The organism is Legionella stuttgartensis (assembly GCF_977063405.2).
In genome coordinates this window covers 18,086-31,910 of record NZ_CDRUHA020000065.1, presented here as the reverse complement: position 1 = coordinate 31,910, position 13,825 = coordinate 18,086, and the positions used below count along the sequence as shown (strand labels likewise).

Here is a 13,825-nt window from a genome sequence, read left to right as displayed (position 1 = left end):
TCATGGACTTGTCTTTATCAAAGTTAAGAAGCACATCAAATTCACTGATGTTGGGTGGTAGCGCATCTTCATCAAGCTCACTGCGCCCTGCCCGCTGCGCAATGGAAATCACTTGCGGATAGCGAAGTAATGCTTTTTGTACTTGTTGGCCTAAACGCATGGATTCATCAAGGGACGTTCCCGGCAACGTACTCATCACCACAATAAAGTTGCCCTCATGAAATTCCGGCAAGAAGGAGGTGCCAAAAAAAGGAAGTAAGGCCAAGGCAAAGACAAACGCCGATAAAGCCAATGCAAGCACTGTTTTACAATGTGCGATAGACCATTGGAGTGCTGTTAAAAAATGGTTCTTAAGCCATAGGACAAAGCGAGTTTCGGACTCCGCATCATGGTTAACTTCCTGTTCCACCGCATAATGCCGTTCCTTTTGCGATAAAGCATGCAAGCTCACTTCGGCATCGTGTTGTTTTTCTTGGCTACGTACTAACAAGAGATAGCATAAGGCGGGTACCATCGTGATGGACACCACTAAAGAACCTAATACCGAGGCAATATAAGCAATCGCTAAAGGACTAAAAATGTTCTCAGCAATACCTGATAAAAAGAAAATAGGCAAAAAGACCAGACTAATGATGATTGTGGCATAAACCACAGAACTTCGAATTTCCAAAACGGCATCAAAAACCACTTCCATGGTGGGTAAAGGATGCGCTTCCTGACGATTAATTCGTAAACGATGCACGACGTTTTCCACGGTAATGATGCCGTCATCCACCACTTCACCAATGGCGATCGCCATACCGCCTAAAGTCATGGAATTAATACCTATGCCAAAATAATGAAGAACTAGAATACCCACTACAAACGAAACCGGCATGGACAAAAAGGTAATAAACGAAGCACGCCAGTTCATCAAAAAAACAAAAAGAATGGCGATAACAATCACAGCCCCTTCAAGGAGTGCGCGAGTTAAATTTTGAATGGCGGATTCAATAAAATTGGCTTGGCGAAAGACATTAGTCCTTAAGGCCACATCGTGAGGTAAGGACTTTTTAATTTCAAAAAGCGCCTTTTCGACTTTCGCTGTGGTCGTGACCGTATCGGCTCCATAGGCTTTAGAAATAGTCCCAATCACCGCATGTTCAGCATTATAAGACGCATCACCCCGCTTAATTTCACCACCAAAAGCAACAACAGCCACATTATTAATGGTAATAGGCACCCCGTTACGAACCACAATCAGTGTTTTTTTAATGTCATCCAGTGTTTTGATGCGCCCAATGGTACTCACTACGAATTCAGTTCCTGCCTGATGGACAAAGGCACCAGGTACATTTTGATTCGCAGAGGTCAGTGCTTGTCGCACGTCTTCCACCGTAATTCGATAAGCTAACATGCGCTCAGGAATAAGACGTACCTGGTATTGCTTGACTTCTCCACCTAAGGAGACCACAGAAGCCACCCCACCTAATGCTAAAATCCGGGGACGAATCGTCCAATCCGAAATAGTACGCAAGGTTTCAGGACTTGCAGTGCGACTTACCAGCGCGTATTTGACCAGCCACCCCACAGCCGAGGTGACCGGTAACATGATGGGTGACTCAACGCCAGGAGGAAGGCGATTTACTACTTGTTGAATGCGCTCATTCACCAACTGACGATTACGGTAGATGTCTGTTTGGTCGTCAAACACCACCGTGATGGTGGACAGCCCTACAGACGTTTTAGAGCGTACGCTGACCACGCCTGGTGTGCCATTAATCGCACTTTCCAAAGGATAGGTAATTAAGGTTTCCACATCTTGGGTTGCCATGCCAGGCGCTTGAGTTTGTACCACCACTTGGGGTGGTGCAAATTCAGGAAACACATCCACCGGCATTTGTTTTAGGGTATAACCACCCAGCAAGCAAAGAATAATCGTTAATGCCAAAATCAAGGGGCGATTATGTAAAGACCAGGCAATGAGGCGAGTAAACATTTATTGAGGCTCCTCATGACTACCGGATTGAAATTTACTACCACCAGTAAGCCATAGTGTATAAATCTCACGATTACCTTGAGTCACAACAAGGTCGCCAGGAACTAAGCCGTCTGTAATTTCCGAATAGTCATCATCCACAGCACCTACTTTAACAACGACGCGATCGTAAATATCCCCATTTTGCACAAAAACAAATTGCTCGCCATCCGCCTGCAACACGGCAGTATTGGGTATGGTAAGTGCCGCCTCATTACGAGCTAAAATCACATTGGCGCGTACAAACATCCCGGGTTTGAGGAATCCCTCCTTATTGTCCAAAGTAATTCGCACATTGACAGTACGCGTTAATGGGTCAAGATTGGGTTCAATTAAAGTCACTTGTCCTGCAAAGACCTTCTTGGGGTAACTTAAGGCATGAATAGTCACCGTTTGCCCGACCTTAACCTTGCCTAAATCTTCTTCATACACTTGGGCGATGACTAACAATTTATCGCGATTGCTGATGTGAAAAAGAACGGTGTTCGGCTCAACGGCTTGGCCTAAATTGATGTTCCTGGCATCAATGATGCCTGCAATGGGCGCTGTGACTGCCACACTCGGCGGGGGATTGCCCACTAATCGTGATTGCACTGTGGCTAGGCGTTGCCCTTGCTTGACACTATCCCCTAAATTCACATCAATGGCGGTCACACTGCCACTAATCCGAATGCTGACATCCGCTTGCGCATCCGGTAAGAGTTGAACTTGACCATTCAAACCCAGCAATTGCGCCATAGGACGGTTGGTGGTATCCACCACCTTGATGCCAAGCATTTTAGTTTGTGCCGATGTTAAATGAACTGGGCCTTTGGCTCCTCCCTCACTCACTTCGATTTCTTCTCCGTGAGCAAAACCCTCATGAATAGGAAAGAAAAAACTCAAAAAAACACTAATAAAGACAATCAGTCTACTTCGTTGTCGCAATGTCATTGGCATCACCATTCCTTTGATAAGCTAAGTAGGAACAAAATCCTTGCGTGTTACCAGGACCAATGGCCGTACATAAAGTCACATACACCTGGTAATATTTTTCCAAGGTATTAAGATAAGTTACTTGCAAATCATTTTGTTGTTTTTGTACTTGTAAGACATTCAAAAAAGAAATTTGTCCGTTTTCATAGGACTCTTGTGCCAACGTCACATTATCAACACCCAGCTTCAGTGAAACACGTTGTGTTTCCTTAAGACTCATTTGCAGCGCGTGCAGTTGGGCATAATTACTCGCTACTTCCGTTTCAATGATTAAATCCAAAGCACGTAAGGCCAACATCGCTTGAGTTCCTGTGCGACTCGCCTCCATAATTCGTCCCTGATTACGATTTAAAAGTGGAAGCGGTACTGAAAGAGTAACCCCCAAAGTGCGATCGGCGGGTTGAGGTGGCCCCTCTTCCACCACAATTTTATCTTGTTGCACACCAAGCCCTACCGTCCAATCCGCAAAACGCTCCGCTTTGGCCAGACGACTGTCGGCATGAGCACGGTGAATGGATAACGCGATAGCGTGACGGTCAGGACGATTTTTAAGTGCCAGCGCTTTTAGACTAGATACTTCAGGAAATTTTTGTCTTGGGATTAAATCGGTTTGCAGGGATAAGGGGGTCTCGGCTTGCCGTCCCATCAATTGATTCAAGGTGGCATTTTGACTGATGAGTAGACTGTGCAATAAATGCTTTTCTTGCCCAATACGCAGATACTCAATGCGTGCTGCATTCTCATCCAGCTTTGAAATTTCAGCCGCATGATAACGGTTATGGATGACGTTGACTAATTCTTTATTGATTTTTAATAAGTAATTCACTTGGTGCATACGACGCTCAGTAATCACTGCCGCATAAAACGCATTGGCTACTTTGCTACTTAATTGACGCTCTGCTTCTCTAATTTCAGCAATCGCTTTCAACACGTCCAAATAGGCCACTGTTTTTTGTTTTGCAATACGTCCAGAAATAGGAAACGCCTGACTAAAACCAGCACTGCGTGAATATTCCCCTTCATCATTAAATAGGCGGTCGTCGTTATTGGAAAGATTAAGGCTTGGGTTAGGCCAAAGACCTGCTTGTAGCAAACGGGCCTTGGCAATGGCCACATTATAGCGCGCTGCTTTTAAATCCTTGTTGTTCGCTAAAGCGATAGGGGTTATTTCTTGAAGAGTCAATGCCTTCCCCGCTGTGGCCAAAGAGGCATACAGCAACAGAAGGATTACTCTATAAGAAAACCGAAAGACTCGATGCTGTTCCATAAACAATCGCTTAAGAAGTCACTCTATTGCTTTATCGTACAGCGGTAGGCTCGACCTACCATCCAATGGTCTGCTACGAAATCATTTTTGGGCTTGCCTTCATAAGTTTGCTGATGTTGAGTCACCAAAACCGTATTGGCACCTAAGAGAGCCGCTTCATTTCTTAGGATATTTTGTTCATCCTTAATCAAATGCTCATGCGATTGATATGATTGGCTCATGCCGTTGCGATCGTAGGCTTTGACTTCCCCTAAAAAAGCACAGCCTTTTGAGGGCTTGCCGGATTGGAGAAGGGTCACTTTTTCTCCTTCAGGGGTTAATTTGGCATTATAAGAACAGCCCACAAGGAGTGCGGGCACCAAGAATAGGTGAGCGTGTTTCATTAGAAAATGGGTCATGAATTAATACCTTCTTTTTATTATTTTATTTCTTAGTATCTCCTACCCAATGCCTTTAAACAAGCGTTGTCAATTAATTGGCGAGGTAGAGCAAAAAACAGAAAGGTCACTGATTGGAACTTAATACACTGCGGTAAGATGACTATTTTGTGCGTTTTCGTTTTCTGTTTGCGACTTGATGGATACCCAAATCGATAGGATTGTTCGTTGTTGCAAGCAGCGGACTATAGACACAAACGGAACCATTGATTTTTCTTTGCTTCGCGGCGTAACACGCCAAATCGGCTTCTTTGATGACGGTATTTACTGAAGTCGAGTGAGAATTCATCTGAGTGATGCCAATGGAGCAGCCTAGATTAAGCTTCGATAAAATACCTTTTTTAAATGATTGTTTGGTTACCGTGATAAGATTCTCAGCAATCTTTTTCGCCTCATCCACGGAGATGTGTTCCATCACGGCAATAAACTCATCCCCGCCATAACGAGCCACTACATCCTCCTTTCGCAATCGCTGCCTTAGGAGTTGTCCAAATGCGGTCAACGTGTTATCTCCCACATCATGGCCATAACGATCGTTAACCGCCTTAAATTTATCCATATCAATAAAAAGGACAATAACCCATCCATCATTGCTCTTAATGTGTTGAAACCGTGTGTTTAAAATATCAAAAAGAGTCTCTCGGTTATGGCAACCAGTCAGCGAATCGTATTTGGTATGATGCCTTAATAGTTCGTAGCGATTTTTAAAATCATCCATCACTTCCATCTTTTGAATGGTCTTAGTCATAAGACGACAAGACAAATAAACATAGGTGGCACCTAATAAAAACACACTGCCATAAAAATAATTAAGACAGTGGGGATCAACCAAGAGACCGTAAAAAATACTGGCCGAATAACTTAGAATAAAAGCGCCAATAAAAGCAAGGTAAACGAGCCACTGCCAACGATAATGGTTCGTTTGTTGCAATACGCTTTTAATTAAATAGGCACCACTGATGAGAAAGACAATACCAACCACGATCATAACCACTGGGAACACCATGATTTTGCCTTAAAAACAACTGACTGCTTCTTATCAGTATAGATCGATTTTGTTTTTTTTCTATGCGCAACCGTTTTTTTTCATCTTTTTTTCATAGTGTTATCCGTCGCAACTTAAGCGCATTAACAATGACGGAAACAGAAGACAGTGCCATCGCTGCTGCTGCAATAATAGGACTTAAGAGTAAGCCAGTGAGTGGGTACAAGACTCCAGCCCCCAAGGGCACACCCAGTACATTATAAATAAAGGCGAAGAACAGATTTTGACGAATGTTGCTCATGGTCATTTCTGACAAACGACGTGCTTTGGCGATGCCACGCAAATCCCCATGCAACAGGGTAATACCCGCACTTTCGATTGCCACATCAGTACCCGTTCCCATGGCAATACCAATGTCTGCTTTTGCCAACGCCGGGGCATCATTTACTCCATCTCCCGCCATGGCAACAATAAGACCCTTGTCTTTTAATTCACCCACGATGCGGCTTTTGTCTTCAGGCATGATTTCAGCCACTACCTTTTTAATGCCTAAGGTACTCGCTACCGCTTCTGCAGTTTTCTTGCTATCTCCGGTGAGCATAACAATTTCGATACCGCGTTGTTGCAACTCGCGTAGTGTTTCAGGAGTAGTCGATTTAATGGGATCTTCCACCACCAAAAGAGCGACTATTTTACCATCCACTGCCATGAACATGACTGATGCACCTTTGCTACGAAGTTCATCCGCTTGTTCAAGAAGGGAAGCATTGTCATTTCCATGCTCCTGCATTAATTTCACGTTACCAATGGCAATACGATGACCATTGATCTTCCCTATTACTCCCTTCCCGGTAGGAGCTTCAAAATCTTCAACTGAGCCCAAGGACAACTGTTTTTCTTTCGCAGCCGTTACAATGGCATTGGCAAGAGGATGCTCACTTTGGTGCTCAAGAGTAGCTGCAAACCCTAAAATAACCTCTTCATCAAACGCATCATCAGTCACAATGCGAGTCAATTTAGGACGCCCCTCCGTTAGGGTACCCGTTTTATCAACCACTAAGGTATTGACCTGTTCCATGCGCTCCAAGCTTTCGGCATTTTTAATTAAAACCCCATTTTGGGCTCCTTTTCCAACCCCTACCATGATGGACATGGGTGTTGCCAAACCAAGAGCACAAGGACACGCAATAATAAGTACGGATACGGCGGCAATTAAACCATAACTCAATGACGGTTGTGGCCCTAGAAAAGCCCATAGAATAAAAGACAATACGGCAACCAAAATCACTGCAGGAACAAACCATCCAGAAACGGTATCTGCTAATCGCTGAATAGGAGCACGACTTCTTTGGGCAACACTCACCATTTGGACAATACGAGCAAGCATGGTATCACTGCCCACATGCAACGCGCTCATCACAAAACTACCCCTCTGGTTTATAGTGGCTCCAATGACTTTGGCCCCTGCTTCTTTAGTAACCGGAATGGGTTCGCCTGTCACCATAGACTCATCGACAAAACTGCGCCCTTCCAATACTTCACCGTCCACGGGTATTTTTTCACCAGGACGAACACGCAATGTATCTCCAACATGAACCTTGTCAAGCGATACTTCTTCTTCACTGCCATCCTCTTTAATAAGATGGGCACGTTCAGGAGCCAATTTCAACAAAGCACGGATGGCACTACCCGTTTGCTCTCGTGCTTTGAGTTCCAGCACTTGTCCTAATAAGACTAAAGTCGTAATCACTGCTGCCGCTTCAAAATAAACAGCGACCACCCCTTCTTGATTTCGAAACGCATGGGGAAATACACCTGGCCAAAGAACAGCCACCACACTGTAAATCCACGCCACCCCAATACCCATAGCAATCAAGGTAAACATGTTTAATTGACGTATTTTTAGAGAGTGCCAACCGCGCTTAAAAAATGGCCAACCGCCCCATAACACCACGGGTGTTGCAAGAAGCAATTGCATCCAACTGGAAACAACGCCAGAAATAAAATGCTTCAAACCATGTCCACCCATCTCCAATATCACGACAGGACCAGTCAAAATCAATGCAACCCAAAATCGACGTCTCATATCAAGATACTCAGGGCTCGCTGCTTTTTCTGCTGATATTGTTTCGGGTTCTAATGCCATACCACAAAGGGGGCAATGACCAGGGGCAGATTGACGAATTTCTGGATGCATAGGACACGTATAAACGATTAGACCTTCCATTTTGGAGGAATCCTGCTGAGGCTTGTGTGCCTTATGTTCCTGATGACAACCAGCCTGCTCTTTACCAGAATGTATCTGTTTTTGATGAGGGTCTTGCTTCATCGGTCACCCCTTTATATTGTTTTCACTGATTACCCTGTCCACCCAGCACTAAAACCTCTGGCGACCCACTAAAAACCAATGGGTCTGTCTGAGCCCGTCACAATTCACTAAGAAAACGAATGGTCTTAATGCCCAGCTCCGCCGCCATGACCACCATGTCCGCCTGCGTTGTGTCCTCCATAGCCATCAGCCTCTTGTGAACTATGTTTCACCGCACCATCACAAGAGCTCAAAAAGGAAGTCGCAAAAACCAGCCCAATGAACACCATCATGATCCTGATTACTTTAAAAAATGACATGTGATACTCCTTCTCTATTAAGACTGTTCCAACTTATTTTTTATAAGTCTTTACCAACTTATATTGTGCTAAATCCGTCGCAATCAAATCACTGACATCAATCGCATTGGTGATATGACGGATGGTATTACAGGTGATGACTTGCACCCCTTCCATTCCTGATAATAGGGAGTATGCGTCTTGTGCAAACAGCGCATGCACCCCAATACAAACAATGGACTTAACTCCTGCTTGGTGTAAATGCTTCACCGTCTCTACCATAGTTCTGGCGGTGGAGATGATGTCATCCACCAATACGGGGGTTGACGATTCAAGCTTAAGTAGATTGGGTACCGAAATAGCCACCTCTTTATCCCCATGACGAACTTTTTCCAAAATTACATAAGGAAACGGGCCTTGTTCTGCAATACTAGAAACCCACTGCTCGCTTTCCACATCAGGGCCAATAATCACTGGGTTGGAAACATGCTGTTTAATCCATGCAGCGATAGGGTTTGTGGCATGTAAGACAAAGGTAGGAATGGAGTAGATTTCATCTAAAGAGTGGTAGCGATGCAAGTGAGGATCAATTGTCATCAGCCAATCCAATGAGGTGGATAACATCTCGGCAAAATAACGCGAGGTAATTCCTTCACCTTGATGAAAGCGCTTGTCTTGGCGTAGATAGGGAAGATAAGGAGCAATCAAGCCGATTTTTTTAGCGCCTAATTCTTTAGCCGCTTTGGCAAAAAACAGCAAAGGCAGTATTTTTTCATCAGGCTGGTTTAAGCTATCCACTACCATGAGATTGCGATTTTTAACCTCTGAATTAATTTTTAAGTACCATTCCATATCTGGAAAACGATGGAACGTCACTTCACCAACGTCCACTTGGAGTGATTCTTGTAATCGTCTTGCTAGTTCTGAGGAGTCAAATAATGAAAATAATAGTGGCTTCAAGAGTGTTCTCCTAAAACAATGACGTCTTGTTTGTCGCGCAAAACATCACAGGCGTAGTTTAGCTCCCCTGAAGACTCCGCATGAATGGTAAACAAAGGCTCGCCTTGCTCCACTGGTGCACCCACATGAACATGCAAATCCACTCCTGCTGATTGCGACTTAGGCGCACCAGCAAGCTTGGCTATTTTGGCAAGCTTTCGATTATCGATAAGAGCTATCTGCCCTCTTTGGGAAGCCACAACAGGATGAGTAAAGTGTGCTGTTTTCAATTCCTTCATCCCCCCTTGCGCCTCGCAAATGGCCTGAAATTTCTTAAACGCTTGCCCGCTGTCCAATACTTGTTGCGCTACGGATTGGCCTAAGCCTTCTGGAACTTTGGATGACAATTCAAGAAGAGCACCCGCCACCTTTAAGGCTCTTTCGCGTAAATCATTTGGGGCATCAGGCAACCCTTGCAACACGGCAAGAACATCACGTGCCTCCAACGACGGACCAATGCCATTTCCCACCGGTTGCGACCCATCAGTCAATATCGTATGGACCACAAGCCCTAACTGTTGTCCTACGTCCTCAAGCAAGTGTTTCAGAAGTAACGCCATAGGCTTATCCCTGACTTTGGCAGTAGGTCCTACCGGGATATCAATGACCGCATGCGTAGCCCCCGTTGCAATTTTTTTAGAAAGAATCGAGGCGACTAATTGTCCTTCGCTATCCAAATCCAAGGCTCGTTCCACACGAATCAGCACATCATCGGCGGGGCTTAAACTCACAGCACCACCCCACACAATGCAACCGTTTTCTTTTTCAACCACGTGACGCATGGCCTTTGGGCTTAAGTAGACTGGCGCTAAAGTTTCCATCGTATCGGCGGTTCCTGCAGGAGAGGTAATCGCGCGGGAGGACGTTTTGGGGATGATTAACCCAAAAGCCGCGACAATAGGCACCACAATCAGGGTCGTGCGATTTCCAGGCAATCCGCCCACGCAATGCTTGTCCATCACAAGCGGCGAAGACCAGGATAAGCGATCACCACTGTCTATCATAACTTGAGTGAGTCTCATGATTTCATTTTTTGTGAGATGTCCTGCGCTACTTGCCGCTAAAAAAGCAGCAATTTGCACGTCAGACAGTCGACCACTTAACACATCATCCACAATCCCTTTGAGTTGCTCATAAGACAGTTCATTGCCATAAATCTTGGTATGCACGAAGCTTAATGATTCCAACGGTTTAGGATGCGAGAGTTGAATTTCATCGCCTTCTTTAGCCTTTAAAGAATCCCAAGCATAATTGGACAAACTGGCCTCACCTGGCTTTAAAAGCTCTGAAGTCACGACATTGAGGGTGGCCATAATAGAGCGTCCACCTAAGCTCACTTGAATACGTGTTTGTACTTCAAACCCTTCCGAATGACAAACATGACAATCCTCTCGCATGTAAATAATGGCTTCATGATAGGTTTTAATCCCTAAATACTTTAAACAAAGCACATGACTGTTCTCATGACTCACGACAAATCCTCCGTTTGCAGATAAGAAGGAATGGTGCATGAAAAACCGAATTGTTGCTCAATCTTTTCTTTTAATGATTGAGCAGAGTGGTGCTCACCATGAGTGATAAAGATTTTTTTAGGCGGTGTAACAAAGTGCTTAAGCCAGCCTAACAGTTCTTGATAATCCGCATGTGCTGACGTACTGCTCATGGCCACGACCTTAGCACGTATAGGAACAAAACCCCCATGAATTTTGACTTCCTTCTCTCCATTCACAATCCTGGCTCCACGCGTACCCCCCGCCTGAAAACCAGTAAACAACAAAGTGCTTTTAGAGTCCGGGGCAAACGCTTTCAAATGATGCACAATGCGACCTCCTTGAGCCATGCCACTGGCAGAGAGGATGATTTGCGGCATTTTATGGCGGTCAATCTCCTTGGATTCCTCAGGCGTATGAACATAGGTGGCCGCCTGACATAACCCGCGACATTGTTCTTCAGTTAAATGATGATCTTCTTTATAAGTACACAACAAACGAGTAGCATCAATCGCCATAGGACTGTCTAAAACCACTGGAATGTCTTTGGGAATTTCCCCTGTTCGTTTCAGTTCATAAATAAAATAAAGAATACTTTGCGCACGTCCCACTGCAAAAGCAGGAATCACAACTGAGCCGCCTCGGTTGATGGTTTCATTAATCACTTGGCCAAGTTGGGGTAAGGGATCGGTGACCCCATGCAGTCGATCTCCGTATGTGGATTCCATCACCAGATAATCCACTTCTTGAATGATGGTGGGGGCTTTCATGACGGGGTCGTGAGGACGGCCTAGGTCTCCGGTAAATAAAATCGAGCCCTTCTTGGTTTTTATTTTTACCATGGCGGCACCTACGATGTGACCGGCACGATGAAACTCAAAATTCAATTCACTGAATAATTGGTGTGGCGTATCAAAATCAATCGTCTCAAAATAATTTAAGGCCTCTCTTGCCTCTTTTTCTGTATAAAGAGGAAGAGCTGGCTTATGCTTGGAAAACCCGTATTTATTGGCCAGTCGGGCTTCTTCTTCCTGCAGATGTCCACTGTCTGGCAATAAAATAGCGCATAATGCCTTGGTGCCTGGTGTGGCATAAATTTTGCCTTGAAATCCCTTTTTGATGAGCAAGGGCAGATAGCCCGTATGGTCAATGTGTGCATGAGTGAGAATGACCGCATCAATATCACGTGGGTTAATAGGCAAGGGATCCCAATTGCGTAAGCGCAATTCTTTATAACCTTGAAAAAGACCGCAATCAATAAGGATTTTTTTAGAATCCACCGTCAAAAGATATTTTGAACCGGTCACCGTCTGGGTTGCCCCTAAAAAAGTTAATTTCATTGTGCCTCCGTTAGACTTCCTTGTTTTTTCAAATCCACCTGATTCCGCCACATCACATACACCACGGGAATCACAATTAAGGTCAGCAAGAGCGCTGAAAAAACGCCACCCACCATAGGGGCTGCAAGACGTTTCATGACGTCAGCTCCAATCCCTGTAGCCCACATCACAGGGAGCAGCCCCAGGATATTGGCAAGACCTGCCATGACCATAGGTCGAATACGCGATACCGCACATTCTCGCACCATTTGAATCAAATCCGGCAAGGTGTTGAGTAATCCCTTTTCTTTTTGCGCAGTGTAATCGGAATCGAGGTAGGCAAGCATCACGGCACTTGTTTCGGCCGCAACGCCTGCGAGCGCAATCATCCCTACCCAGACCGCAATGCTCATGTTATAACCTAATACATAAAGCAACAGGAAGCCGCACCATACGCTGCACCCCAAGAGCTAAAACCACTGTGACTACGGCAGGCAAACCTTCAGGAATCGCAGCAACCGCAAGACTGACTGAACTCATGAACAGTTTAAAAATGGGAATGTTACGCAGTAAACCCAATCCAAAAATGGCAATCACAATGAAAAAACAAAGCCACAATAAACGAGAACCCACTTGGTTGAGTTTTTTCTGTAAAGGCGTTTCATCACAGGAGGCTTCGCCCAGCATTTTGGCAATATGGCCCATTTCTGTTTGCATGCCGGTCGCAACAACTAGTGCTCTGCCTGTACCATCGGCAATAGATGTTCCCATAAACACCATGTTTTTGCGATCAGCTAAAGGAGTGTCTTGGGCACAAAAATCAAGATGTTTAGCAACCGGTAGGGATTCTCCCGTGAGTGGGGCCTCATTGATTTTAAGTGCGGACAATTCAAAAAGACGCGCGTCTGCTGCAATTAAATCGCCGCTTTCAAAAAGAATAATATCACCGGGGACGACATCAGATGCAACAATTATTTTAGCATGACCATCGCGCAATACGGTGGCTTTGGGTGCCGCCATTTGTTGCAGGGCAAGCATGGCGCGATCAACGCGGTATTCTAATACGAAGCCAATGATGGCATTTAAAATGACAATAGCCAAAATGGCAATGGCATCGGCTTTTTCATCCAACAAAAAAGACACAACAACAGCACCTAAAAGCACCCAGGAGACCACACTTCCAAATTGCTGCAAAAAAATGAGGAAAGGAGACGTTTTTTTCTGTTGACTCAGCAGGTTGGGTCCTGCTTCTTTTAACCGCTGCTCCGCTTCTTTCTCAGATAGTCCTAAAGATAAGTCAGTTTGAAACAACAATGCCATATCTGCAGGTGATTTTTCGTGCCACTGCTCTACCATGACAGCCATCCTTTGCATTCGCCATCCATTATGATGTGGTGCGCATCATTTTATCCCAATTTTTAGTGCCCAAATAGTTCTTATTAATAGAGTGAGCGCTCATGTTAACCTTTAGGATTGAGTAAAAGATTTTAGTGTTAGCGACCACCACCGCCACCATGACCAACATGGCCTTGAGCGACATGCTCTTCCAGACTCTTAGTATCCTTACTGCTAGTGCCACTGCTCATGCACGCAGTAAGGATTAAACAACACGCCAAAACCATCCAATGACTGTGTTTCATGATGATTTCCATCCTTGATTTTAAAAGGAAATAATTACAATATAGACTCTTTGGCATGGACAAGTCAAAACAAAGTGTTCTCTGCTTTG

11 protein-coding genes and 2 pseudogenes are annotated in these 13,825 nt (G+C 44.8%); all 13 read right to left on the bottom strand.

Annotated features, from left to right (window positions below; all coding sequences use genetic code 11):
* A partial coding sequence (locus ACWTEW_RS24155; RefSeq protein WP_454783507.1) for an efflux RND transporter permease subunit occupies nt 1-1,978 on the bottom strand: 1,978 nt, incomplete at its 3' end.
* Nucleotides 1,979-2,950 (bottom strand): efflux RND transporter periplasmic adaptor subunit, encoded by a 972-nt coding sequence (locus ACWTEW_RS24150; RefSeq protein ID WP_454783508.1) that lies wholly within the window; start codon nt 2,948-2,950, stop codon nt 1,979-1,981. It lies immediately after the preceding gene.
* Nucleotides 2,928-4,259: a TolC family protein gene (locus tag ACWTEW_RS24145; RefSeq protein WP_454783506.1), complete on the bottom strand. Its 1,332-nt coding sequence runs from the start codon at nt 4,257-4,259 to the stop codon at nt 2,928-2,930. Before ACWTEW_RS24145 ends, ACWTEW_RS24150 begins: the two co-directional genes overlap by 23 nt.
* 23 nt (nt 4,260-4,282) lie before the next feature.
* Nucleotides 4,283-4,657, bottom strand: coding sequence for a DUF4156 domain-containing protein (locus ACWTEW_RS24140; protein WP_454783505.1), 375 nt, complete (start codon nt 4,655-4,657; stop codon nt 4,283-4,285).
* A gap of 142 nt (nt 4,658-4,799) precedes the next feature.
* Nucleotides 4,800-5,702, bottom strand: a complete 903-nt coding sequence (locus ACWTEW_RS24135) for a GGDEF domain-containing protein (RefSeq protein WP_454783504.1) — start codon at nt 5,700-5,702, stop codon at nt 4,800-4,802.
* A 91-nt stretch (nt 5,703-5,793) separates the two neighbouring features.
* Complete coding sequence (gene copA, locus ACWTEW_RS24130) at nt 5,794-8,010, bottom strand: copper-transporting P-type ATPase (protein WP_058478519.1); 2,217 nt, start codon at nt 8,008-8,010, stop codon at nt 5,794-5,796.
* Between the two features lie 125 nt (nt 8,011-8,135).
* Nucleotides 8,136-8,282 carry a hypothetical protein gene (locus ACWTEW_RS24125; protein WP_162264086.1) on the bottom strand — a complete coding sequence of 49 codons (147 nt, stop codon included), beginning with the start codon at nt 8,280-8,282 and terminating at the stop codon, nt 8,136-8,138.
* Between the two features lie 60 nt (nt 8,283-8,342).
* Complete coding sequence (locus tag ACWTEW_RS24120) at nt 8,343-9,248, bottom strand: ribose-phosphate pyrophosphokinase (protein ID WP_058478520.1); 906 nt, start codon at nt 9,246-9,248, stop codon at nt 8,343-8,345.
* Nucleotides 9,245-10,798: a thymidine phosphorylase family protein gene (locus tag ACWTEW_RS24115; protein ID WP_080444844.1), complete on the bottom strand. Its 1,554-nt coding sequence runs from the start codon at nt 10,796-10,798 to the stop codon at nt 9,245-9,247. The genes ACWTEW_RS24120 and ACWTEW_RS24115 overlap by 4 nt, the downstream gene beginning before the upstream one ends.
* Entirely contained in the window at nt 10,756-12,117 is a 1,362-nt protein-coding gene (locus ACWTEW_RS24110; RefSeq protein ID WP_058393311.1) for an MBL fold metallo-hydrolase RNA specificity domain-containing protein, read from the bottom strand. Before ACWTEW_RS24110 ends, ACWTEW_RS24115 begins: the two co-directional genes overlap by 43 nt.
* Nucleotides 12,114-12,542 (bottom strand): annotated as a pseudogene (locus ACWTEW_RS24105) (efflux RND transporter permease subunit); the annotation flags it as partial. The gene ACWTEW_RS24110 and the pseudogene ACWTEW_RS24105, both read right to left, overlap by 4 nt.
* Nucleotides 12,532-13,452: pseudogene (locus ACWTEW_RS24100) on the bottom strand (HAD-IC family P-type ATPase); the annotation flags it as partial. The pseudogenes ACWTEW_RS24105 and ACWTEW_RS24100, both read right to left, overlap by 11 nt.
* Before the next feature lie 137 nt (nt 13,453-13,589).
* Complete coding sequence (locus tag ACWTEW_RS24095; RefSeq protein ID WP_165481743.1) at nt 13,590-13,736, bottom strand: hypothetical protein; 147 nt, start codon at nt 13,734-13,736, stop codon at nt 13,590-13,592.
* Between the last annotated feature and the right edge of the window lie 89 nt (nt 13,737-13,825).